The organism is Cyclobacterium roseum, from assembly GCF_010119225.1.
Classification (GTDB): domain Bacteria; phylum Bacteroidota; class Bacteroidia; order Cytophagales; family Cyclobacteriaceae; genus Cyclobacterium; species Cyclobacterium roseum.
Genome location: NZ_WNKF01000003.1, coordinates 322011 through 345028 on the forward strand (window position 1 = coordinate 322011; position 23018 = coordinate 345028).

The following is a 23018-nucleotide window of genomic DNA, read 5'->3' on the forward strand; positions in this document are numbered from 1 at the left end:
GAAAAATTCGAGCAAGGCCTATCTTTGTTTAAAACTCAATTTACGAAATTAAAGGTTACCCGTATATTTCACTAAATTTGTGAAGAATAAAAATGTCAGCATGGAAAGTAAGCGTCAACAAAAATATTCCAAATTAATTCAAAAGGAGCTTGGAGAGCTTTTTCAGCGTGAGGGAAGACCATTGGTTGGAAAGGCCATGGTAACGGTCACCCGAGTATTGATGAGTCCGGATTTAGGGGTAGCCAAGATAAATTTGAGCTTTTTATTAGCTGATAATCAGCAGCTTTATTCCCGAATAAATGATAACAAAGGTCAGATCCGGAAGTTTCTGGGAAACCGGATCGGAAAATCCGTCCGGATTATTCCGGAATTGGTTTTTTACCTGGATGAATCGGCAGCTTATGCTCAGCACATGGACGATGTCATTTCCAACCTGGATATCCCTGATGCCCCGGATGAGGACGACAATGATCCTGAAAATTAATTCCTGCCAGGTTGAACTTATCCTATTTTATAGCGGCCCGGTATTTCAGGAGTGAAGCAAAGAAGAACTTTATCACCGTACTGTCAAGGATCTCCATGATCGGCGTAGCCGTGGGGACCATGGCATTGGTCGTGGTTTTGTCCGTCTTCAATGGATTAGAAGATTTAATCAAAGGATTGTATGCTTCCTTTGATGCAGACTTGAAAGTCATGCCGGTCCTGGGAAAGTCCTTTCCGGTGGATGAAGCCTTCCTTTCGCCCCTGGAAAGGATGGAGGGAGTCGCTATTTTAACGGAAGTTATCGAAGACAATGCTCTGGTACGCTATGGAGACCATCAGGTGGTCGCTACTATCAAGGGGGTGTCGGATAATTTTCTCGATCAGAATAGGTTTGAAAACGGACAGCTCGTGGGAGAAATGAGCCTTGGGGAAGCAGAAAGGCCGCAAGCCATTCTTGGTAGGGGGCTTTCCTACTTTTTGCTGATGGATTTAGATGATGAGTTTGAATTGATGCAGGTGTTTTATCCCCGGGAGCCCAGGGCAGGAAGCATTGACCCTAGTAGTATGTATAACCGGGAGCTTATTCGGCCGGCCGGTATTTTTAGCGTTGAGAAACAATACGATGACGAATACGTGATTGTGCCGTTGAATTTTGCCGCCAGTTTGCTGGAATATGGGGACCGGCGAAGTGCATTGGAAATAATGGTAGCAGATGGTTATTCTATTCAGACAGTTAAGCGGGATTTGCGGGAATTGCTCGGTCCGGATTTTACGGTGAAGGACAGTGACGAACAGCATGCCAGTCTCTTGATGACCATACGGCTGGAAAAACTATTCGTATTTCTGACGCTCACCTTTATTCTGGCAGTTGCCTCATTTAATATCTTTTTTTCATTAAGTATGTTGGCCATAGAAAAGAAAAAGGATATCGCCGTATTGATTTCCATGGGAGGAACCCGGAGGTTTATCCGATCCATTTTTTTGAAAGAAGGAGCCATTATTGCCTTTTCCGGGGCATTGGCAGGCTTGATCCTGGGTTTTTTAATCTGCTGGGTTCAGGACAGGTTTGGTTTGGTCTCGCTGGGGATTACTTCCTCTGTAGTAGATGCCTACCCGGTAAAAATGCAATGGACGGATTTTCTGTACACCAGCCTGAGTGTTATTGTCATTACCATGCTGGCCTCTTACCGTCCTGCCCGGATCGCTGCAAAAGTAAATACGACGCAGCATTTGTAGGCGATTAAATGGATGATCTGTTTAATTTTTTTAAATATTTCTGTAATTTGCAAACTGCCAATTTCAAAAACCAGCAGTAATAATTTTGATTTTGTTCAAAAACAGCATCCATGAAAGTAGCTTCTGACAAGCCATTTGAAATCGTTTATTCCCTTTTCAGCCATGAGTTTCTGGGGATCCTTTTTGAATCCTTCGCTGTACAGCTGGATGAAAAGGGAAGGTTATCTTTTGCCTATCAAAATATTTCGTATCAAAATGCCAGGGAATTCGAGGAAGGGTTGGATGATACCGACCTGGAGCTGATCCGACTGATGGACAGTATGCAGCAGGAAGCCATTGTAAAGAAATACAATGCAAAGAACACCAAGCCCAAGGAGTTTCTGCGAAAAGTCTTCGATCAAAACCAATCCACTCAGGCCAATAAGGAAATTCAGAAACTGATCGAAGGAAAGCTGGAGATAACGCGGTCCAAAATTCTGGATAATATCAAGCATAAGCGACTGTTTGAAATGGGCAATGATGGGAACCCGGTCTGGAAAGAAATCCAGATCATGCCGGAAAAAGCGTCGGTTTTATTTCATTTTAGAAGAAATGAAGACAATACCCATTATTTCCCTACCCTAAAGTATCAAAGCGAGAAATTGGAATGGCAATACATGGGAAGTTACCTCATTTGTCACCAGCCTGCCTGGCTGGTAGTAAGTTCCCGGCTTTTTAGTTTTGAGAAGGATGTAGATGGGAAAAAATTGTTGCCCTTTCTGAACAAGAAATTCATCGTCATCCCCAAAAAAGTAGAAGAATCGTATTATCAGAAATTTGTAACCCAGCTGGTCGCCTCCTTTGATGTATTTGCCAAGGGTTTCACCATAAAGGTGGATCGGTCCAACCCGGAGCCGGTCCTGTTTTTAGGAGATTTGCCTGGCAATCCTACGGTGGACATGTTTGGAAAAAATACCGGTATGGAGGACGAGGAAAAGATGGTGTTTGACCTTCGGTTTACCTATGGAGATTTTACCTTTCGTGCAGACCAGGCCAAGCCCACCAATGTGGAATTGGAAAAAAGAGGAGACGATTACACCTTTTATAAAGTGGTTCGGGATCTTTCAAAAGAGAACTTTTACAGTGATTTTCTAAAATCCAAAGGCTTGCCGGTACGGAATGGCCGCTTCCCCATGAACAAACGAGATGCCTACGACTGGATTATTAATCACAGGCCGGAACTGGATGATTTAGGCATAAAAATCCATCAGGCGTCTCAGGAGAAAGGGAAGAAATATTTCATTGGTTCGGCTAAGATTAATGTAAAAATTGCCGAAAAGATTGATTGGTTTGACGTTGAGGCTACGGTTACTTTTGGAGATCATGAAATTTCCTTTATGAAGTTCAGGAAATTATTGATGAAGGGAAAGACGGAAATTGAACTTCCAAATAACGAGGTAGCCATTATTCCGAAGTCCTGGTTTGTAAATTATGCAGAGATTTTTTCTTTTATGGAAGAAAAAGAAGCGGATCAGGGTAGTTTTAAATTGAAGAAACACCACATAGCCCTGGCCCAGGAGCTCGAAAAGGGAAATCTGATTAATCTTTCACTGAGCGAACGATTAAAAAAACTAAAGGATTTTTCTACAATCGACGACTACGAATTGTCGGGTTATTTTAAAGGAACCCTCCGTCCTTACCAGAAGGCGGGGTATAACTGGATGCGCTTTCTCAATGAATATCATTTTGGAGGATGCCTGGCAGATGATATGGGCTTGGGAAAAACGGTACAAACCCTGGCGTTTTTGGCCATGGAGAAGGAGCGATCCGAGGGGACCACTTCCCTGCTGGTAATGCCTACCTCCCTGATTTATAACTGGGAGCTGGAGGCTAAAAAATTCACCCCAAAACTCAAAATTCTTATCTATACGGGTACCCAACGCGTCAAAGACAGCAACCAGTTTGGGCAGTACGATCTGGTGCTGACTTCATACGGAATTACCCGGCTTGATATTGATATTTTGAAAGCATTTTATTTTAATTATATCATTCTGGACGAGTCCCAGGCGATCAAAAATCCTGATAGTATTATTTCAAAAGCGGTCATTCAGCTAAATAGTAACCATAAATTAATCTTAACAGGAACTCCGGTAGAGAACGGTACCATGGACCTGTGGTCACAGATGAATTTTATTAATAGAGGCCTTCTTGGCGGGCAGGCAGCATTCAAGAAACAGTTTTTGATGCCTATTGAGAAAAAGAATGATAAGGATAAAATCCTGAAATTAAATGCCATGATCAAACCCTTTATCCTGCGTAGGCTTAAGTCCCAGGTGGCAACCGATCTACCCGAGAAGGTTGTCAATGTAAAGTACTCCACCATGACGGAGGCGCAGGAAAAAGCCTATGAAGAAGTCAAAGCCTATTACCGGGATAAAATCATTAACGAATTGGCCATACCTGGCGTTTCCCAAAAATCCCTGACGTTGCTTCGAGGATTGACGCAACTCCGCCAAATGGCCAATCATCCAAAAATGGCGGATGAAAACTATCAGGGCGATTCCGGTAAGCTGGAAGATATTATGCATATGGTTAAGTCTACCGTAAGTGAGGGGCATAAAGTATTGATTTTTAGCCAGTTTGTCCGGCATTTGAGCATCGTCAAGCAGTTTTTAAAACAAGAGAAGATGCCTTTCGCGTATCTAGACGGAGCTACCAAAGACCGGCAGGCGCAGGTTACTCAATTTCAGGAAGATCCGTCGATTCAAGTGTTCCTTATTTCACTAAAGGCCGGAGGTGTGGGGCTTAACCTGACAAAGGCAGAATATGTATTTCTACTCGACCCCTGGTGGAACCCCGCAGTCGAATCCCAGGCAATAGACAGGGCTCACCGGATAGGCCAGCAAAATAAAGTCATGATTTATAAATTCATTACACGAAATTCAGTGGAAGAAAAAATCATGGCCCTACAGGAAAGAAAAATGGCACTGGCGGGTGAATTGATAAGTACCGAGGAAAGTTTCATTAAAAGCCTATCGAAGGAAGACATTTCTGCACTGCTGGCATGATTCAGGCTATTTGTTCTTAAATTTGCGCTAACCAACCTTCCCTTCCATGCATACCGCCATACTTATTATTCAATGTAGAGACCATAAAGGAATTGTCGCAGCGGTCTCCCGGTTTTTGTATGAAAACAATGGCAATATTCTAGCCATCGATCAATACATAGATGAGGAGATTGGTGATTTCTTCATGCGCGCTGAATGGGAGCTCGAAACCTTTGGTATTGGTAAGGATCAGATCCACGAGAAATTTGGCCTTCAGGTAGGCAAGCAATTTGGGATGAATTATACCTTGTCCTTTAATTTCCCCAAGCCAAGGATGGCCCTGTTTGTTTCCAAGTTATCGCATTGTCTTTTTGATATACTCAGTCGGTACTATTCAGGGCAGTTTGAAGTGGACATTCCCCTGGTGATTTCCAATCATGAGGATCTGGAACCAGTAGTGAAGGCTTTTGGGATTCCCTTTCACCATATTCCGGTAAGCAAAGACACAAAACCTGAACAGGAAGCCAAGCAGCTCGATTTGCTCAAAGAAAATAGAGTCGATTTTGTAGTCCTGGCGCGCTATATGCAGATCCTCTCAGGCGATTTTATTTCACATTTTCCCAATCGGATCATCAATATTCACCATTCATTTCTGCCCGCTTTTGTTGGGGCAAAACCCTATCACGCAGCCTATAAAAGAGGGGTCAAAATTATCGGAGCCACGGCCCACTATGTTACCGAAGACCTGGATGCCGGCCCGATCATCGAGCAGGACGTGGCCAGGGTCAGGCATCATAATACCATCGATGACTTGGTACAGATAGGGCAGGATGTGGAAAAGGTGGTACTTTCCAAGGCTATAAAATACCACCTTGCCCAGAAAATTAAAGTAGTTGGTAACCGAACAATAATTTTCAGTTAACCTGTCAGGTTCGTTAGCGGAGTACCGTTCCTGGGATCTATTCGTCCTTTTCCATCTCTACTACTATATTTCCACCGTCGTCATACAGGACCAATGTGCCCGCGCTATAGGTGTAACTGGTACTGGATTCCAGGTTGGAGAGGTATCGCTTTTCCAGGTTAATATCTTCACAGGAAGCGTTATCGGAATACAGAGTGGAAAATTTAATTTGTTTCTGGTTAAAGGTTGCGGCTCCCCGGAAATCATTGCATCCGGCAAATCCTCCAATTTCCTGATCTTCTTCAAATACGAGCGTGAGCGTTGCCAGTTTATCATCGGTAGCCCCGCTGCCAGCCAGGTCGGTCACCTTCCAATCGTGGTCGGAAAGGGTTACCGGCTCGGAATTGCATGAAAGGAATAAAACAGATAATACGAATACAGAAGCTAGTGTTGAAAATAATTTCATAACGGTTGTTTTTTATTTGAAATACAGGATCTCAGAATCCCAGATATGTTTAATTTCAAGCAAAGACCATTCTAAAAATGGTTTAGGAGATAATTTTCCTCGGGATATCGTGCGGTAAGCGCGTCAATAGCTCGTAATTAACCTGTTGCGTAGATTCACCAAAGGAAGCGACTGTTATTTCATTTCGTTTTTGCCGACCGATGATGACGACTTCATCCCTTTTTTGTATGTCTTTCAGATCCGTAACGTCTACCGAAATCGCATTCATGGTTACCGTACCCACCACCGGGAGGATTTTTCCATGAATCAGTACCTTACCCAGGTTACTGAGATTTCGGCTAAACCCATGGCAGTATCCAATCGGTACCAGGGCGATGGTCATGTTTCGGGAAGCCATATAGCTGTTGCCATAGCCTACAAATTCACCCATTTTCACTTTTTTAATACTCATCACCTTGCTTTTCCAACTGATGAGTCTTTTGAGTGGATTTTTCATGTTGGGAGCCAATTGCTTGAATTTTAGCATGTACGTTTCCTGGCTCGGCCAGAAACCGTATTGCGCGATTCCAATCCGTACCATGTCCATAATGGTTTCCGGATAGCTAAGGGAAGCTGCCGAACAGGCGGTATGGTATTTTTCAAAGTGGAGGCCTTTTTCCTGAAACCACTGTTTGAACTCCATGTATGTTTTAATCTGGCTTTTGATCCGGACAAAGTTGCCAATGCTCTCAGCTCCGGCATAATGGGTACAAAGTCCAGCCAGCTGCAGGTTTTCCCGGTTTTTTATCAGCATTTCAGCCACCTTTGTTCGTTCTTCCCATTCGAAGCCAGTCCTATGAAACCCCGTTTCCAATTCCACGTGGATTTTAGCCTTCTTACCAAGGGAATTGCTGGCTTGAATGGCCGCTTGCAGGCGGTCCAGATCGAAGACATAAAAACTGATTTCATTTTCAATCAGGTAGGGGATGCTGTCATTGTCCACCATACCCATAATCATGATTTCACTATTTTTTGTGGAAGTAGTTTTTACGCGGATAGCCTCATCGGTACTGAAGGTACTGAAATGCCGAATGCCGGCACTTTCAGCTATGTTAACGGTATTTTCAATACCATGCCCATAGGCGTTTCCCTTAACCACCGAAGAAATCGTCACATGCGAACCTACCTGGCTTCGAATGAACTTCAGGTTGTTTTTATAGGCACTTTTGCTGATTTCAATATAGGAGGTGTGAACCATGTAATTAGTGGTTTAATTTTTCGATGATTCGGTTGAAAATTGAAACGCCGGTGGCCATAATGTCGTCCGGAAAATCGTAATGGCCTTCGTGTAATTGAGGTTGATTTTTACCCGCCCCCAGTCCGAAAAGCAGGCTGTTGGTTTGGGAAGAAAATTTACCGAAATCCTCCGACCAGCGAAAGGGTGTCCGTATGTGTTTCGTTTTTAATTTCAGTTCCTTGGCGGCATCATTTACCAGTTCCCAGGGGACCGGGTCGTTTATCACCGCTTCAAATTCTTCGCAATAACTGATATCGTGCTCCAGTCCGTATTCATTAGAGATCAATGCCGCTAGTTTTTCAGCGTTACTGCTCAGTGATTTCATAGTTTGATTATCGAATGTGCGAAGAGTGGCCATCACCTGCGCCAGTCCAGGAGTGGTTCCGAAGGCAATCTCACCCAATTGGGCATGAATAACCGTTACCAATGTAAATTCAGAAATGGTCTCGGTTAATTTTTCCATGCCAATAATCAATTTACACATGGCTTCTGCCGGACTAAGGCCATCTTCAGGATGCGCAGCGTGGCTTGTCTTCCCCTTGAGATTGATGGTGATTCCCTTAGAGGCGGCTGTGAATGCCCCTTTTTTCAGAACAATTTCGTTTTTCGGGTATCCGGGCAGATTATGCAAGGCAAAAGCAAAATCCGGTTGAATTTTCTTGAAATTTTCTGACTGGATCACTTGCTCGGAGCCCATACCCGTTTCTTCGGAAGGCTGAAATACGAGAACCACTTTCCCTTTGGATGGCCTTTTTTTAGCGAGGAGCATACCCAGCCCGCAAACGATGGCCATGTGCCCATCATGCCCGCAAGTGTGTGATACTCCCGGGTTTTTGCTTTTATGGCGATGCTTTCCATTTTCTGGAATGGGCAATGCGTCCAGTTCGGCCCGGATCATGGTGGTAGGGCCTTTTGTTTTGCCTTTAAAAACGATTCCCAGCCCATAGGGCCCCAGATCTTCAATGATTTCATCTGGCTCCAGCTCTTTAAAAAACGCTTTTATTAAGGCGGAAGTTTTCGCTTCTTTTCCGGAAACTTCAGGTGTTTGATGCAATTTTTTCCTAAATGCAGTTAATTTTTTTAACGCGTCAGCATTCATAATAAACCATTCAATTCGTTAATTTACTACCGAAAAGAGAGCTCCCCCAACCAAAGGCTGGGATCGGGGCAATTAAATAAGTAGCTTTCTTTTTCGCTTTCGGAGCACACCCCCGGGTAATCGCCTTTTCTATTTCCCAGATCGTGGATAATCTGGAAGTGGACGTGAGGAGGCCAATGCCCGTTCTCTTTCGTCTGCCCCAAATGTCCGATTTTTTCTCCGCTAAGAAAAATTTGTCCGGGTTTTAGCTGCTCCAGGTCTTTTTGACTAAGATGGCCATACAGGCTGTGTATCTTTTGTCCCCGCCAAAAGTGTTCCAGAATGACGGTGGGGCCATAATTTCCGAAACCGGCGTTGTCCTGAAAACTATGAACTTTCCCATCTAGCGGGCAAAAAACCGGTGTTGCTGCTGCTGTCCAAATATCGACTCCCAGATGAATGTTTCGGTAGCCGATGGAATTGTCAGCAAAGACCATGCTTCGTTGGTATATGGACCTGTTTTCGGCATAGCCGCCAATACCGTATTTTTTACCCTTACCGGCCAAGATTTCTGCCACAAATGACTCAAAGGCAAACGTGTCCATCAAATCAATTCGCTGCAAGGCCAAATTTCCTGCACTCATATCCAGGATGAGGCAGTTTTCACAAGTGAGCTCTTCTCCCATAATGGGAAAGAAATTATCCGATTGGATAGACATAATGAGTTGGCAACTGGTTACCGTCAAAAAACGGTTTCAATATAGGGATTTTGTGCGAGGAAATGGAAATCCAATGGTTTCCTTAGAGAAATGAATTGGTTCAGGCTATTGCTGCTAAGGGAATTAATATGCATTTTTAACGCATGAATGCTACACCGGAAATTAACTCAGACAAAATAAGAGAAGCCAGAAAAAGAATCGATGCAATGGTGCATTGGACTCCTTTGATGCGTTCCTCCGCTATTGATAGACTGGCAGGATGCGAGCTGGTTTTTAAATGCGAAAATTTTCAAAAGGTAGGTGCTTTTAAAGCCAGAGGCGCGGCTAATGCTGTATTGAAGTTAGATCCCTCCCAACGAGTAAACGGTGTAGCCACCCACTCTTCCGGCAATCATGCGGCAGCATTGGCGCGAGCGGCAACAGCGGCAGGTATCCCGGCGTTTATAGTCATGCCATCCAATGCTCCGGAAATAAAAAAACAAGCCGTAAAGGAGTATGGGGGGCAAATTTTTGAGTGCGAGCCCAACCTGCGGGCGCGGGAGGAGGGTCTGAAAAAGGTGGTGGATACCTATGGTGCCGTGTTTATCCCTCCGTACGACCATTGGGATGTGATCGAAGGGCAGGCAACCTGTGCCTTTGAAATTTTTGAAGAGGGCTTATCACTGGATGCACTACTAAGTCCGGTAGGGGGAGGAGGCTTACTGGCAGGTACGGCATTGTCGGCGCATGCCTTTGCACCAAATACGAAGGTGATCGGTGCAGAACCAGAAGGAGCGGACGACGCCAAAAGATCCTTTCTTGCTGGGCGGCGCATTCCTGTCGATCAACCGAAGACCGTAGCCGATGGATTGCTTACTTCATTGGGAGAAATTAATTTTGGAATCATATCACAGCACGTTACGGATATACTCACGGTCAGCGATGAAGAAATAATTGCCGCGATGAAACTGATTTATGAGCGGATGAAGCTGGTCATAGAGCCCAGTTGTGCGGTCCCTTTAGCGGCCGTATTGCGCAATAAATCGCGTTTCCAAAATCAAAAGGTGGGTATTATTTTGTCAGGAGGCAATGTTGATTTGGCTAACTTACCGTTTCGGTAAGTTGTTTTATTCGTTGGAAACCCCTAAAAGATATCAGTTGGTATAGAGTTCTTGTAACTGGCTGATGGTGTAGTCTACTTCTTCCCGCGTATTGAATCGGCTGAAGGAAAATCGAACACATTCTCTTTCCGGGTCTGCACCAATGGATTGCAACACATGGGATCCCAGTCGGGCACCGCTGTTGCAAGCGGAACCGCCCGAGACGGATATTCCCTTCAGGTCCAGGTGAAACAGCAGCATGCCTCGGGTAGCTTCATTTGGAGGAAAGCTTACGCTTAATACCGTGTAAAGGCTTTGGGAAGAATGTGCAGATAATCCATTGAAGGTTACCTGAGGTAGGACTTCCAAAATCCTGGAAGCAAAATAGTCTTTTAGCCCGGAAATGTATTGTTGATGCTGCTCCTGTTCCTCCTGAGCTAGCTCAAGGGCTTTTGCCATACCGATGATGGATGCGATGTTTTCCGTTCCTCCTCTCCTGTTCCGCTCCTGGGAACCTCCTTCTATAAAGGGAGGTAATTTTTTATTGGAATTGATATACAAAAAACCCACACCCTTGGGGCCATGAAATTTATGGGCAGAACCGGCGATGGCGTGGATGGACAGGCTTTGCAAGTCCAGTGGATAATGGCCCACTGTCTGCACCGTATCCGAATGAAAATAGGCTCCGTGCCGTTGGCAGGTTTCCGAAATGGTTTCCAGATCGTTCAGGTTACCGATTTCGTTATTGCCGTGCATAAGGGTTACCAGGGAGTTCGGCGTTTCCTGCAGTAATTGGTCCAGTTGTTCCAAATTGACTGCTCCTTCGGCTGAGACCTCGAGCAGGCGGCGTGGAATTTGGTGACGGCTCGCAGCATGTTCGGTCACGTGTAAGACGGCGTGATGCTCAAGTGGAGAGCTGATTATTTGTTGGATACCATAAGCAGGGATAGCTCCCCAGATGGCCGTATTGTCCGCTTCCGTTCCTCCCGATGTGAAGACGATTTCTCCCGGGTTGGCGTGTAGTAGGGCAGCGATTTTTTTCCGGGCTTTTTCCAGTTCCACCCTTGCATTTCGTCCATGGCTATGAGTGGAGGACGGATTGCCGAAATTATGGGTAAAGAAAGGCATCATGGCTTCCAGCACCCGTTCGTCCATAGGAGTGGTGGCGGCATTGTCGAAATAGAGGGAAGGCATTGTAGCCATCGGGGAATTAGTTTTTCTCAGCAATTATTTCTTTGATGTCCAGCATGATTTTTTTGGCCAGATGTTCGGCTGTAGCGGCTGTTTCGGATTCCGAATAGATACGGATAATCGGTTCGGTATTGGATTTTCTAAGGTGCACCCATTCTTTTTCGAATTCTATTTTCACCCCATCGATGGTATTGATAGGGAATTTCTGGTATTTCAATTGAATTTTCTCCAAAATGCTGTCTACGTTGATGGCAGGGGTCAGCTCAATTTTGTTTTTGGAGATAAAATAATTGGGATAGCTGGCTCTGAGACGACTGGCAGATTTGCCAAATTTCGCCAAATGGGTGAGAAATAGGCCAATTCCAACCAGTGCGTCCCGCCCATAATGGGATTCCGGATAAATCACGCCTCCATTTCCTTCCCCTCCGATTATGGCATTGGAGGATTTCATCTGGGTCACCACATTTACTTCTCCAACAGCAGCAGCTTGATAGGTCCCTTCTCTTTTTTCGGTCACGTCTCGTAAGGCACGTGTGGAACTTAGGTTGGAAACGGTATTTCCTTTTTGGCAGGAAAGCACGTAATCCGCCACGGCTACCAGCGTGTATTCTTCTCCAAAAAAACTTCCATCTTCATTCAGGAAGGCCAATCGGTCCACATCCGGATCTACCACGATGCCCAGGTCAAAATTTCCATTTTCCAACTTCAGGGAAATGTCCCGTAGGTGCTGAGGAAGGGGTTCCGGATTATGAGGAAAATCACCTGTAGGATCACAAAAAAGGCATTCTACCACTTCCACTCCCAGGGCTTTTAATAGCTGCGGAACTACCAGACCTCCGGTGGAGTTGACACAATCCACTACAATTTTAAACTTCCGGGCCGCAATGACTTCCGGATCTACCAGGGCCAAATCCAGGACATGCTGAATGTGAAAGTCAAGGTAATCCTCGTTTTTGCTATAATTTCCTAATTTCCGAACCTCGGCAAACTGATAATCATCCTGAGCTGCTTTTTCCAACACGTCTTGCCCTTCCCGTTCAGAAATGAATTCCCCCTGTTGGTTTAGTAACTTCAGTGCATTCCATTGAATGGGATTATGACTTGCCGTCACGATGATGCCTCCTCCGGCATTTTCCCTTGGTACGGCAAGTTCCACCGTAGGGGTGGTACTCAGGCCAAGGTCCACCACATCAATCCCCATTCCTAAGAGGGTTTGGGCCACCAGTTGAGCGACCATCTCTCCGGATAACCGGGCATCTCTGCCGATTACTATTTTTTTCTTCTCGGAATTTTCCAATACCCAGGCCCCGTAGGCTGCGGAAAATTTTACAATATCCAAGGGAGTCAGGCCCTCTCCGGGTTTGCCGCCTATGGTACCCCGTATTCCTGAAATTGATTTAATTAATGTCACAGAAAAGAATTTAAGAAAGCATGTATAAAAGTGAGTTTATTTCCCCTGAAGGCCGCGGGTAATTACTTAAACCGGGCCAGGACCTTGTCAACCTCATTGTCGGGGTTGCCACAGGAAGCATCGGGATCTACTTTTTTTCCGCAATACCCGCAGGTGCCACCGTCCTTGTTCAGGTAGGGGTTTTGGGAGGCACAGGTGCCCTTAAACTGCCCGTTTTTAAGGAAGATGATCCTTACGGACATCAAAATGAAAAAGATGGCCAGGAAAGCCAATGTTAAATATACGGTTGTCATATCAAATATATTTCTGCAAATTTACGTATTACTTTCAAAACGTTCACACCTAATTTTAAGTTTCCTATCAATTTTATGAATCCATCTGAAAAGAGGAAATCGCAGCTTGCCGCTTTCGATCGCTTAATGACCATCATGGAAGAACTCAGAGAGCAGTGTCCCTGGGATCGAAAACAAACCATGGAAAGCCTGCGGCACCTGACCATTGAAGAAACCTTTGAGCTTTCCGATGCTATACTGGACCGGGATCTGGAAGAGATCAAAAAGGAATTAGGGGATATTTTACTTCACATAGTGTTTTATGCGAAGATGGGAGACGAAAAGAATGCGTTTGATATCGGCCAGGTGATTCAACAGCTAAACGAAAAATTGATCCGAAGGCATCCACATATTTATGGGGATGCTGTGGCGGAGGATGAGGAGGCAGTCAAACAGAATTGGGAGAAGATCAAACTGAAGGAGAAAGGAAACCAAAGTGTTCTTGGAGGAGTGCCCAGGTCGCTGCCAGCTTTAATCAAGGCCATGCGGATCCAGGAAAAAGCCAGAGGAGTAGGATTTGATTGGGAAAACAGGGGCCAGGTATGGGAGAAGGTGGACGAGGAACTACGTGAATTTAAAGAAACGCTGGATGCGATGGAAGACGGGCTTCCGGATAAAGAAGCAACCACCGCCGAATTTGGAGATTTACTTTTTTCCTTGATTAATTATGCCCGATACCTGGAAGTAAACCCGGAAGAAGCCTTGGAACGCACCAATAGAAAATTTATCCATCGGTTTCAATATTTGGAAGAAGCCGCAAAAAATGCCGGAAAATCCCTGGCAGATATGAGCCTGGCGGAGATGGATGTATACTGGGAAGCAGCTAAAAAAATGGAGTAAAAAGGGCATTTGGGAAATATAATTCCGGCAACCAGGTTATCCACCTCAAACGACCTGTCAAAACCCTAATAAAATTTGGATACTCTTAGTTTATCCACAATTTAAGGTTTTTTTAAAACTTATAACATGCTATTAATGAGCCTGTTATTATCCCTTCGAAAGGGTGTGTGAATAACCTTCGTAAAATGTGGATAAAAAAAGCTTGATTTTTTCATTCATCAAATCCATTCAAATAAGAGGGTTTTTTGATGAATTATTGCTTATTTTTCCGATCCGTTTTCCGCTGTTTTTTTAGGCTGAGATAGAATTAAATTTTGTACCGATCAGGAGCGTCATAATAGTTTGGAAACCTCTTCCACATAATCCCGGTTATTGGATAATCGGGGTACTTTGTTTTGTCCACCCAGTTTCCCCTTCGACTTCAGCCACTTTTCGAATAGGCCTTCCGATGCAAAATGTACGATAGGTAATTTTAATACCATATCCCGATACCGCTTAGCGTCATAATCGGAATTTACTTTCCGTAATTCCTCGTCCAGCACCCGTACAAAAGCATCCTTATCCCGGGGCAATTGGATAAATTCAATGATCCATTCGTGGGTTCCTTGCTCCTGATTATCACCGAAATAGACGGGAGCTGCGGTAAAGTTGCTGATGTCAGCCCCAGTGATTTTACAAGTGTTTCCGATGGCCTGTTCTGCATTTTCCACAATAAGCTCTTCCCCGAAGGCATTAATAAAATGTTTGGTGCGACCTGATATTTTTAAGCGGTACGGGAGGGTGGAGGTGAATTTTACGGTATCACCTATCTTGTATCGCCACAAGCCGGCGTTGGTGGAGATAAGCATGGCATAGTTTATTCCGGTTTTTACCTCGTCTAAAGGGATAATGGAAGGATTTTCGCTTTCCAGATCTTCCATGGGCATAAACTCGTAAAATATACCATAATCCAGCATCAGGAGTAGTTCGTCACTGCCGATCTGGTCTTGTATGCCAAAAAATCCTTCGGAGGCATTATATGTTTCCATGTAATGCATTTCGGGTGAAGGAATCAATTTTTGAAATAAATTTCGGTAGGGACCAAAGGCGACTGCTCCGTGAAAAAAAACTTCCAGATTTGGCCAGATTTCAAGGATATTATCACACTTGGTTTTTTCTATTACCTTATTGATCAGTACCAATGTCCAGGTGGGTACCCCGGTAAGGCTGGTTACATTTTCCTTCATGGTTTCGTTGGCCATCTTGTCAATTTTTTCCTCCCACTCGCTCATTAGGGCAATGTCCAGACTGGGGGTTCTGGCAAGCTGTGCCCATTTGGGAAGGTTGCGCATGATCACTGCCGAAATGTCGCCGTAGGAGCTGCTTTTGTTATAGTCAAGGTTATTGGTCTGAAGACTTCCACCGATGGTAAGGCTCTTTCCGGTAAACAACTTGGTATTGGGGTAGTTGGTCACATATAAGGAAAGCATGTCTTTGCCTCCTTTGAAGTGGCATTCTTCCAGGCTTTCCGGCGATACCGGAATAAACTTGCTTCGGGAGGAGGTGGTTCCGGAGGATTTTGAAAACCAGTGAATGGGGGAAGGCCATATCACGTTTTGCTGGCCCTGCATGGTTTGCTGGATGTAGGGCCTCATACTTTCGTAATCATGCACCGGAACCCATTGATTGAAATCCTTGTAGGAGGAAATTTGTCGGAAATGGTGTTTTTTTCCAAATTCGGTACCTCGGGCCGTATGTACCAATTTAAACAAGATCTCGTGCTGGACTTCCAAGGGATTGTTTTTGAATTTTTCTATTTGACCAATGCGGTTCTTGAAGATCCAGGTCATGAAGGTATTGATGACTTCCATTTTGAAAGGATTCCGTTTAAATTTTTCTTTTTAACTCAAAGTTTTTGCCAAGGTAAACCTTTCTAACCTGCTCATCCGCTGCCAATTCTTCCGCGGTTCCCGCCTTGAGAAGCCTTCCTTCAAACATTAAGTAGGCCCGGTCGGTGATAGAAAGCGTTTCATTGACATTGTGATCGGTTATCAGTATGCCAATATTTTTGTCCTTGAGCTTAGCAACAATGGATTGGATTTCCTCCACTGCTATAGGGTCTACTCCGGCAAACGGCTCGTCTAGTAATACAAACTTTGGGTTGACCGATAGTGCCCTGGCAATTTCTGTTCTTCGCCGCTCTCCTCCTGAAAGAACCATGCCCAAATTTTTCCGTACGTGTGTCAGGCTAAATTCTTCCAGTAACTGATCCACTTTATCTTTCTGTTCGTTTTTAGGAAGGGAGGTCATCTCCAAAACTGCCATGATGTTTTCTTCCACGCTAAGTTTACGGAATACGGAAGCTTCCTGCGCCAGGTATCCAATCCCGAACTTCGCTCTTCGATACATGGGAAGGGGCGTAATTTCCTCCTCGTTCAGAAATACCTTGCCTCCATTGGGCTGAATCAGGCCTACGATCATGTAAAAGGAGGTGGTTTTGCCAGCACCATTGGGTCCCAAAAGTCCGACAATTTCCCCTTGCTCCACGGATACGGAGATGTCGTTTACGACCCTTTTTTTCTTGTAAATTTTTACCAGGTTTTCCGCCCGAAGTATCATAGTTAGTCAAATTTGATATCCTTTACGTACAATTGCAGACTGCTCGTGTTCCTAAAGGTGTTTTCTCTTATTTCAAATGCGATATTAAAGCGCATTTTACTATTTAGCAATTGGTAATATTCTGCAAATCCAAAACCAATACAGACCGGCCGGGTATTTTGGCCATCTTGTATGATTTCAAAGCGAAGGTGTTTCTCTTTTAATATTCTTACGTTTTCTGCATGTACCTGATTTACGCAGAAGACAGGCTCCGGATTGCCGGGGCCAAAAGGAGTCATCTGTTTCAGAATGTTATAAAATTTGTAATTGATTTGGTCTAAAATCAATTCATCGTCAATTTCCTGAATTGGTTTGAGATGAATTTCATTGACCCGTTCGCTTACCACCCTTTCAAATTTCTTCTGAAAAGCCGGTACATTTTCTACCGGAAGGGTTAACCCTGCCGCATACTTATGGCCACCAAACTGCTCCAGCAGGTCGCTACAGGCCTCTATGGCTTCGTATATATCAAAATCGAAAACCGAACGGGCACTTCCGGTTGCTTTGTTATTGGATTCGGTCAAAATAATCGTGGGCCGGTAGTATTTTTCAATGCAGCGAGAGGCGACAATTCCGATTACTCCCTTATGCCAATCCTCCTTAAACAACACCGTACTTTTAGAAGCTCCATTTAATTCAAGGTTTTCAATCATTTCCAGAGCTTCCCGGGTAATGTTTTCATCAAAATTCTTTCGGGCAGCATTTACGTCTTCCACAAGTTCAGCTCGTCTTACCGCTTCGTCCAGACTCCCTGAAATCAATAACTCCACCGAGGCCTTGGCATGTTCGAGACGTCCTGATGCATTGATACGCGGACCAATCTTAAACACAATGTCGGTAATGTTGATGTCCTTTTCTACTTTTCCTTTTAAAAGCAGGGCTTTGATTCCCGGTCTTGGATTGTTATTAAGTCTTTCCAGGCCGTAATAGGCAAGAATGCGGTTTTCTCCGGTAATCGGTACGATATCAGAAGCGATGCTAACCGCTACCAAATCCAGGTAAGCATACAGGCTGGCCTGACTTCTGCCGGTAAATTCACTGAAGGCTTGCACGAGTTTAAATCCCACCCCACAGCCGCTCAATTCTTTGTAGGGATAAGAGCAATCTTTCCGCTTGGGATCCAATACGGCGATGGCTTGAGGGAGCGTTTCGCCTGGCGTATGGTGGTCACATATGATACAATCGACTCCCAACTCATTCGCTAGTTCAATCTTATCCAGGGCTTTAATACCGCAGTCCAGTGAGATCAGTAGTTTGAAGTTATTTTCTGCGGCATAGCGCACTCCTTTCTCGGAAATACCATACCCTTCTTTGTACCGGTCCGGAATGTAGAAGGAGACGTTGGCGTAAAAAGATTTGATAAAACTATAAAACAGGGCAACGGAGGTGGTGCCATCCACGTCATAATCCCCATAAATTAGTATGAATTCTTGATTTTGAATGGCAAGAACAAGTCTTTGTACGGCCTTATCCATGTCTTTCATAAGCATGGGATCGTGAAGTTTATCCAGGTCAGGACGAAAAAAATCCTTGGCTTGTTGAAAATTTTGGATGCCACGATTGACCAACATGTTGGCCAGGGTCGGGTTTACATTGATTTCATTGCTGAGGTATTCTACTATCTCCGGCCTCGCCTTGCTTTTAAGTTTCCATCTAAAGTCCATACAGGTGTAAATTACAAAAGAAACCGGCGTTACTACGAAAAAAATTCCTTTATCCGCTCGAAAAAAGCTGTCAATTGGCCCAAATATCAGGGTAAGAGCGGCTTAAAATTAGTCGATCACTTCTGTGAGCACTTCCTTTAATGGTACCCTTTTTCCGTCTTTATAGGGCACGATCCAGGCTTCATTGACACCAATTTTCCGTAGTTTTTTCTTGAACTTGTCGGCCATCTCGTAGTCCCTAAACTGACCCAGAACATACTTAATATAGCCGTCCTGATCGATGATTTTGAGATCACTCCCGTTTTCGGTGAGCTCGCGCAGGTCAAAATCATCAAAGGCAGCCAACTGTACTCTGAATGCCACTCCTGTATCCCAGGGGTCTGCCGCATCGGAGGCCGTATTTTGGTTCGGACCTTCCGATTTTATTTTTGAAACCTGGCTCGTGAGACGATCGATTTCATTGTCTTTTCTTTCAATTACCTGATTCAGGTAGGTCTCTTTTTCTGAAAGTTGAAGGTTTTCTTCGGAAAGGCTGTCATTTTCTTCCACAAGAGCTTTATAGTTCTCAGGAGTCAATTCTTTCTTCTTCTGTTTCCAGACATCGTATTCTTCTTCACTCAGGCCGCCCATGGTTTTTGGAGAGCAGTGAAATAAAATACCAGCCATAAGGACAAATAAAAATGTTTTGATTGCATTCATTTTAAAGCCTATTTAAAATCCGGACTACGATAACCGGTTACATCCTTAAATTACAAAAAATAAACCATTATTCTTTTTTTCCTGGAAAAATCAATTAAAAAAAGCGGTTCCTTTACTAAAGAACCGCTCTATATCAAACGTTCACATGCCGTTCGGCATGATAGGAAGACCGGACCAATGGCCCGGATTCCACGTATTTTAATCCACGTTCCAGCCCGGCTTCGCGATAGGCTTCAAATTGTTCCGGATGAATAAACTCAGCCACTTCTATATGCCTGCGGGTAGGCTGCAGGTATTGGCCGAGTGTTAAAATATCACATCCATGTGCGACCAAATCATCCATTGCCCGGTGAACTTCTTCCTCTTTTTCTCCCAAACCAAGCATGATTCCCGTCTTGGTTCGTTTGCCAAATGCTTTGGTTAACTTGATTTGTTCCAGGGAACGATGGTATTTCGCCTGGGGTCGTACCCTCCGATACAGTCGTTCAACCGTTTCTACGTTATGAGACACCACTTCCTGCCCCGCACTGATCATCCGGTAAAGGGCATCCCAGTTACCTTTTACATCTGGAATAAGGGTTTCGATGGTGGTCTCCGGAGAAAGCTTTTTGGTTTCGATTACGGTATTGTACCATATCTCTGCTCCCCGGTCCTTGAGCTCATCCCGGTTTACCGAAGTAATCACGGCATGCTTCACCTGCATTAGTTGGATCGCTTCGGCCACTCTTCTGGGTTCGTCCTCATCGTATTCCGGAGGTCTCCCCGTAGCCACCGCACAGAAGGAGCAGGAGCGGGTACATACGTTTCCCAGGATCATAAATGTGGCCGTACCTGCACCCCAGCATTCGCCCATATTGGGACAGCTACCACTTTCACAGATAGTGTTCAGTTTATGTTCGTCCACCAGTTTGCGTACTTTGGCGTATTCTTTACCGAGCGGCAATTTTACCCTCAGCCAGTCGGGTTTTTTCTTTTTGGTTTGTGATTCTGATATTACCGGTAGTTCTATCATATCGGTCGTTTAAATCTGTCTAAAATTAATGTTTACGCGGCGAATCCCGGCTCGGCTACCTTCTGAACCCATAAAAGAGGGTGAAATAAACGGATTGAAAAACCTGTCTGTTTTCGGTCGTTGGCATCAACGGGATTTCTTTGGTAAAACCTTCTAATTGATATCCCAGTTCCACTCCGGTGACATTCGATTTAAAAAAACCAAATTCAAAGGTCATGGCAGCTTTGGCATTGCCACCAAATGCGATCTCTGAATCACCAATGCCTTCAAATAGCCTTCCCGGTCCCAGTACATTAAATCTGCTCTGGTGTACAGATGGGTCGTATTGCTCCCGCGTCGTTTCGGTGCGATTAAACGAGTATTCAATAAAATAAGGTGCGATTAAACCAATGGAAGGACCAATCGCTCCCAGAAGCGAAATCTGGACTCCCTGATGCGGTGCTTTTTTGAACACAAGGATTTCCCGCCCGTATTGGGGCCTGATCGCATACAGGTAATTGGATTTTCCGAAAATGAAGCTGTTACCCAAAACCGTGGTGTACCGGACTTCCTTGGGGTTTTTGACATTTGCCAGTTCGAGATTAAAGAACTGAAATAAATTATCATCAATTCGGGATCCCATCTTGAAACTTACCCCTCCGATTAGTCCTCCATTGGTGTTTTTGTTAATACCAAAAAGCACTTCATTGTCGTAATCATAGTCACCGGCTTCTCCCCGTTGCGCATGCAATGAATTCATTGTAAGCAGGGCCAAAGCCAGCATTAGTAAATATTTCATTTTATCCCTCATAGATGATCATGGAAATAAACGCTATTTTTGTGCGCATTGTTACCATTGGAGGACTAAAAATAATCAGATTATACCAACAAACAAAAGGTAGCCTGCCCGAAACCGTTATCCAGGCTTTTAACAAAGAAAGGGTTTGGTATTAAAGGAAGGTTTGAGGAGCGGCATATAGGTATCAAAAACCCGAAGGCCGCTTCCTGGGATGCGGCTAAGAAAAAAAATATTCGGGGTATTGTAGCGTTTCCGGCACGGTTTGCGTCTGGAGAGCGAACCCATTCATATTAAAGAGAGGCTTTTGGAGAAAGACCTTATACAGAAAGCGCAGAAACGAGATAGAAAATCGTTGGAAAGGCTTTACAGGCACTTTTATGGCTATGCTATGAGCATTGCGCTGAGGTATTCCGGGAGCAGGGAGGAAGCCTGTGAAATCGTAAACGATAGTTTTATGAAAGCATTTGACAAGTTGGATCAGTTTTCGTTGGAAAACTCATTTAAAGGATGGTTTCGCAGAATTATCATCAATACCTCTGTGGACTACTACCGAAAAAATCTCAAACACTATTCGGCCATGGATATTGATAAGGCAGGAGCAGAAACCTGTGATCCTGGCGTAATAGAGGAGCTGTCCAGGGAAGATATCCTACGGTCTTTAGGCGAACTGCCGGAAACATTGCGACTGGTTTTCAACATGTATGAAATTGAAGGGTACAAACACCATGAAATTGGTGAAAAACTTGGGATTCCCGCCAGTACCTGCAGAACGTATCTGGCGAGAGCCAAAGAAAAATTAAGAGAAAAAATAATTGCAATCAATCAAATAAAAAATGAAGGAGCAGTTCGATAAGAAACTGGTGGAGAAAATAAAAGCCTCCTTCAGCACATATGAGGAGCCTTTTGACCCTGCGGAATGGGAAAAATTTTCCAATGCCTACTTTAGACCAAAGAAGAAAGGCTGGATGGTTTTTTGGCCATTCTTAGGAGCAGGGATTGCGGCTAGTTTGCTTTTTTTCTTTATATATTATCCGGAACAGGAAAAAATTGATGAGAAAGTTCGGGCCTTAACGGACACCATTTCCATTGAGAATCCTGCCTTTTCCGAGAAAGATAACCTCGCTACTCAGGATTCCGGAAAATTCAGGGAATTGGAAGGTATTCCGGGGAATTCTATTAATTCAGGGAATTTAGAGGAATCTCTTACCCTACAGGATAGGGAACCCCACAACTACGAAACAGGTACTAATAGACTACCTTCGGAGCAAGTACCGGAGGTAAAGGTAGCCGGAAGGAATTTCTGGGCCACCGCTCTCTCTGAAACATGGGATGGGTTTCAGAAGGCAGTAACCCAAAAAATCGATTCCAATTTCCTTTCCGGGGAAACTGTCGACCCCATCGGAATGACCTCCCTGTCTGAGACGGATGCGGAGCGAATGATAGAACAATGGAAGGCAGAGGAGAAAGACGCGGAATCCCAAACCGGGTCCAATGAGTCCAGGGCATTTAAAGTAGGGCTAATGGTAAGTCCTCAATCCAACTCCAATCCGGTATCCGGAATGAATCTGGGAGCCGGGCTGATGTCCGAAATATCGCTAAGCCGAAAGCTGAAGCTGGATGTGGGCCTGGCCTATGCCAGCCAAAGCGTCTCACAGCAAAGCCTGCAGCCACTGGCACAAGAAACCGCATCCCCAAGCTTTGATATGCGAGCCAACAGCAATATAGTTGATACCGATTATCAGCTAAATTTTGCTTCGCTGGATATTCCGATTAACCTAAAATACAAGGTGTTTGACCGGAAGCAGACAGGCATTTATTTGATCACCGGTTTATCCAGTATGGTTTACCTGGAACAGAATACGGTGGAAACCTATGAAGCGCAATCTTTGTTTTCAGCTAATAGTCTTAGTGGAACACTTGAATACGCCCCAAACACACAGAAATTCAGCAACGTCATTACCCCAGAGGCTGGGAACCGGGGAGCCGACCTGGCCGGATTATTAAACATCTCCTTTGGATACGAATACCAATTGAGTGACGAGTTTTATTTTTCCCTGGAACCTTTTTATAAAGTACCATTGAGTAATCTTACGTTCGCAGATCAGCAATTTTCCATTGGGGGCGTGAACCTACGCATGAATTTTAACCTTAAGAATAAATAAACCATATTATTAAATTAGCTATTTTACC

21 protein-coding genes are annotated in these 23018 nt (G+C 44.4%); 8 read left to right on the top strand and 13 right to left on the bottom strand.

The window, feature by feature from the left end:
- Nucleotides 1–100: 100 nt before the first annotated feature.
- The 4 genes from rbfA (at nucleotide 101) to purU (ending at nucleotide 5667) form a co-directional block, all read left to right on the top strand.
- A complete protein-coding gene (gene rbfA / locus GJQ68_RS06395) occupies nucleotides 101–484 on the top strand; it encodes a 30S ribosome-binding factor RbfA (protein WP_162416471.1) in 384 nt (127 codons plus the stop codon).
- An 11-nt stretch (nucleotides 485–495) separates the two neighbouring features.
- Entirely contained in the window at nucleotides 496–1719 is a 1224-nt protein-coding gene (locus GJQ68_RS06400) for an FtsX-like permease family protein (protein ID WP_162416472.1), read from the top strand.
- 110 nt (nucleotides 1720–1829) lie between these two features.
- The gene (locus GJQ68_RS06405) at nucleotides 1830–4766 is read left to right on the top strand and encodes a DEAD/DEAH box helicase (protein ID WP_162416473.1); all 2937 of its coding nucleotides are present in this window, start codon (nucleotides 1830–1832) and stop codon (nucleotides 4764–4766) included.
- A gap of 46 nt (nucleotides 4767–4812) precedes the next feature.
- Nucleotides 4813–5667, top strand: a complete 855-nt coding sequence (gene purU, locus GJQ68_RS06410; RefSeq protein WP_162416474.1) for a formyltetrahydrofolate deformylase — start codon at nucleotides 4813–4815, stop codon at nucleotides 5665–5667.
- A 37-nt stretch (nucleotides 5668–5704) separates the two neighbouring features.
- Here purU and GJQ68_RS06415 read toward each other — a convergent pair whose 3' ends face one another.
- The 4 genes from GJQ68_RS06415 to GJQ68_RS06430 form a co-directional block, all read right to left on the bottom strand.
- Nucleotides 5705–6112 carry an META domain-containing protein gene (locus tag GJQ68_RS06415; RefSeq protein ID WP_162416475.1) on the bottom strand — a complete coding sequence of 136 codons (408 nt, stop codon included), beginning with the start codon at nucleotides 6110–6112 and terminating at the stop codon, nucleotides 5705–5707.
- A gap of 82 nt (nucleotides 6113–6194) precedes the next feature.
- Nucleotides 6195–7349 (bottom strand): alanine racemase, encoded by a 1155-nt coding sequence (alr, locus tag GJQ68_RS06420; RefSeq protein WP_162416476.1) that lies wholly within the window; start codon nucleotides 7347–7349, stop codon nucleotides 6195–6197.
- A 4-nt stretch (nucleotides 7350–7353) separates the two neighbouring features.
- On the bottom strand, nucleotides 7354–8487 hold the full coding sequence (locus tag GJQ68_RS06425) for an amidohydrolase (RefSeq protein ID WP_162416477.1): 1134 nt from the start codon (nucleotides 8485–8487) through the stop codon (nucleotides 7354–7356).
- 26 nt (nucleotides 8488–8513) lie between these two features.
- A complete protein-coding gene (locus GJQ68_RS06430; RefSeq protein WP_162416478.1) occupies nucleotides 8514–9185 on the bottom strand; it encodes a peptidoglycan DD-metalloendopeptidase family protein in 672 nt (223 codons plus the stop codon).
- A gap of 143 nt (nucleotides 9186–9328) precedes the next feature.
- On the opposite strand from GJQ68_RS06430, the gene GJQ68_RS06435 reads away from it, so the two are divergent.
- Complete coding sequence (locus tag GJQ68_RS06435; protein WP_162416479.1) at nucleotides 9329–10285, top strand: pyridoxal-phosphate dependent enzyme; 957 nt, start codon at nucleotides 9329–9331, stop codon at nucleotides 10283–10285.
- A 33-nt stretch (nucleotides 10286–10318) separates the two neighbouring features.
- Here GJQ68_RS06435 and GJQ68_RS06440 read toward each other — a convergent pair whose 3' ends face one another.
- From GJQ68_RS06440 to GJQ68_RS06450, 3 genes are all read right to left on the bottom strand, one after another.
- A complete protein-coding gene (locus tag GJQ68_RS06440; protein ID WP_162416480.1) occupies nucleotides 10319–11467 on the bottom strand; it encodes a cysteine desulfurase family protein in 1149 nt (382 codons plus the stop codon).
- Between the two features lie 7 nt (nucleotides 11468–11474).
- Nucleotides 11475–12866, bottom strand: a complete 1392-nt coding sequence (gene glmM, locus GJQ68_RS06445) for a phosphoglucosamine mutase (RefSeq protein ID WP_162416481.1) — start codon at nucleotides 12864–12866, stop codon at nucleotides 11475–11477.
- Nucleotides 12867–12928: 62 nt separating this feature from the next.
- Nucleotides 12929–13159 carry a hypothetical protein gene (locus GJQ68_RS06450; RefSeq protein WP_162416482.1) on the bottom strand — a complete coding sequence of 77 codons (231 nt, stop codon included), beginning with the start codon at nucleotides 13157–13159 and terminating at the stop codon, nucleotides 12929–12931.
- Between the two features lie 75 nt (nucleotides 13160–13234).
- Between GJQ68_RS06450 and mazG the strand changes: the two genes are divergently transcribed.
- A complete protein-coding gene (mazG, locus tag GJQ68_RS06455) occupies nucleotides 13235–14038 on the top strand; it encodes a nucleoside triphosphate pyrophosphohydrolase (protein WP_162416483.1) in 804 nt (267 codons plus the stop codon).
- Nucleotides 14039–14370: 332 nt separating this feature from the next.
- Here mazG and GJQ68_RS06460 read toward each other — a convergent pair whose 3' ends face one another.
- The 6 genes from GJQ68_RS06460 to GJQ68_RS06485 form a co-directional block, all read right to left on the bottom strand.
- The gene (locus tag GJQ68_RS06460; RefSeq protein WP_162416484.1) at nucleotides 14371–15888 is read right to left on the bottom strand and encodes a GH3 auxin-responsive promoter family protein; all 1518 of its coding nucleotides are present in this window, start codon (nucleotides 15886–15888) and stop codon (nucleotides 14371–14373) included.
- 16 nt (nucleotides 15889–15904) lie between these two features.
- Complete coding sequence (gene lptB / locus GJQ68_RS06465) at nucleotides 15905–16636, bottom strand: LPS export ABC transporter ATP-binding protein (RefSeq protein WP_162416485.1); 732 nt, start codon at nucleotides 16634–16636, stop codon at nucleotides 15905–15907.
- 2 nt (nucleotides 16637–16638) lie between these two features.
- Nucleotides 16639–18339: a single-stranded-DNA-specific exonuclease RecJ gene (gene recJ / locus GJQ68_RS06470; RefSeq protein ID WP_162416486.1), complete on the bottom strand. Its 1701-nt coding sequence runs from the start codon at nucleotides 18337–18339 to the stop codon at nucleotides 16639–16641.
- Nucleotides 18340–18447: 108 nt separating this feature from the next.
- Nucleotides 18448–19038: an SPOR domain-containing protein gene (locus tag GJQ68_RS06475; protein ID WP_162416487.1), complete on the bottom strand. Its 591-nt coding sequence runs from the start codon at nucleotides 19036–19038 to the stop codon at nucleotides 18448–18450.
- 133 nt (nucleotides 19039–19171) lie between these two features.
- A complete protein-coding gene (lipA, locus tag GJQ68_RS06480) occupies nucleotides 19172–20050 on the bottom strand; it encodes a lipoyl synthase (protein WP_162416488.1) in 879 nt (292 codons plus the stop codon).
- A gap of 55 nt (nucleotides 20051–20105) precedes the next feature.
- Nucleotides 20106–20828: a hypothetical protein gene (locus tag GJQ68_RS06485; protein ID WP_162416489.1), complete on the bottom strand. Its 723-nt coding sequence runs from the start codon at nucleotides 20826–20828 to the stop codon at nucleotides 20106–20108.
- 304 nt (nucleotides 20829–21132) lie between these two features.
- Between GJQ68_RS06485 and GJQ68_RS06490 the strand changes: the two genes are divergently transcribed.
- Both GJQ68_RS06490 and GJQ68_RS06495 read left to right on the top strand, forming a co-directional pair.
- Complete coding sequence (locus tag GJQ68_RS06490; protein ID WP_162416490.1) at nucleotides 21133–21681, top strand: RNA polymerase sigma factor; 549 nt, start codon at nucleotides 21133–21135, stop codon at nucleotides 21679–21681.
- Entirely contained in the window at nucleotides 21662–22990 is a 1329-nt protein-coding gene (locus tag GJQ68_RS06495; RefSeq protein ID WP_162416491.1) for an outer membrane beta-barrel protein, read from the top strand. The genes GJQ68_RS06490 and GJQ68_RS06495 overlap by 20 nt, the downstream gene beginning before the upstream one ends.
- Nucleotides 22991–23018: the final 28 nt, after the last annotated feature.

What these genes read in the sequence shown, in the direction of transcription:
- rbfA (WP_162416471.1), top strand. Translation starts at nt 101, where the DNA reads ATGGAAAGTAAGCGTCAACAAAAATATTCCAAATTAATTCAAAAGGAG.
- GJQ68_RS06495 (WP_162416491.1), top strand. Translation starts at nt 21,662, where the DNA reads ATGAAGGAGCAGTTCGATAAGAAACTGGTGGAGAAAATAAAAGCCTCC.
- GJQ68_RS06475 (WP_162416487.1), bottom strand. Translation starts at nt 19,038, where the DNA reads ATGAATGCAATCAAAACATTTTTATTTGTCCTTATGGCTGGTATTTTA.
- lipA (WP_162416488.1), bottom strand. Translation starts at nt 20,050, where the DNA reads ATGATAGAACTACCGGTAATATCAGAATCACAAACCAAAAAGAAAAAA.
- recJ (WP_162416486.1), bottom strand. Translation starts at nt 18,339, where the DNA reads ATGGACTTTAGATGGAAACTTAAAAGCAAGGCGAGGCCGGAGATAGTA.
- GJQ68_RS06415 (WP_162416475.1), bottom strand. Translation starts at nt 6,112, where the DNA reads ATGAAATTATTTTCAACACTAGCTTCTGTATTCGTATTATCTGTTTTA.
- GJQ68_RS06435 (WP_162416479.1), top strand. Translation starts at nt 9,329, where the DNA reads ATGAATGCTACACCGGAAATTAACTCAGACAAAATAAGAGAAGCCAGA.
- alr (WP_162416476.1), bottom strand. Translation starts at nt 7,349, where the DNA reads ATGGTTCACACCTCCTATATTGAAATCAGCAAAAGTGCCTATAAAAAC.
- mazG (WP_162416483.1), top strand. Translation starts at nt 13,235, where the DNA reads ATGAATCCATCTGAAAAGAGGAAATCGCAGCTTGCCGCTTTCGATCGC.
- GJQ68_RS06460 (WP_162416484.1), bottom strand. Translation starts at nt 15,888, where the DNA reads ATGGAAGTCATCAATACCTTCATGACCTGGATCTTCAAGAACCGCATT.
- lptB (WP_162416485.1), bottom strand. Translation starts at nt 16,636, where the DNA reads ATGATACTTCGGGCGGAAAACCTGGTAAAAATTTACAAGAAAAAAAGG.
- GJQ68_RS06485 (WP_162416489.1), bottom strand. Translation starts at nt 20,828, where the DNA reads ATGAAATATTTACTAATGCTGGCTTTGGCCCTGCTTACAATGAATTCA.
- GJQ68_RS06425 (WP_162416477.1), bottom strand. Translation starts at nt 8,487, where the DNA reads ATGAATGCTGACGCGTTAAAAAAATTAACTGCATTTAGGAAAAAATTG.
- GJQ68_RS06430 (WP_162416478.1), bottom strand. Translation starts at nt 9,185, where the DNA reads ATGTCTATCCAATCGGATAATTTCTTTCCCATTATGGGAGAAGAGCTC.
- GJQ68_RS06450 (WP_162416482.1), bottom strand. Translation starts at nt 13,159, where the DNA reads ATGACAACCGTATATTTAACATTGGCTTTCCTGGCCATCTTTTTCATT.
- purU (WP_162416474.1), top strand. Translation starts at nt 4,813, where the DNA reads ATGCATACCGCCATACTTATTATTCAATGTAGAGACCATAAAGGAATT.
- GJQ68_RS06440 (WP_162416480.1), bottom strand. Translation starts at nt 11,467, where the DNA reads ATGGCTACAATGCCTTCCCTCTATTTCGACAATGCCGCCACCACTCCT.
- GJQ68_RS06405 (WP_162416473.1), top strand. Translation starts at nt 1,830, where the DNA reads ATGAAAGTAGCTTCTGACAAGCCATTTGAAATCGTTTATTCCCTTTTC.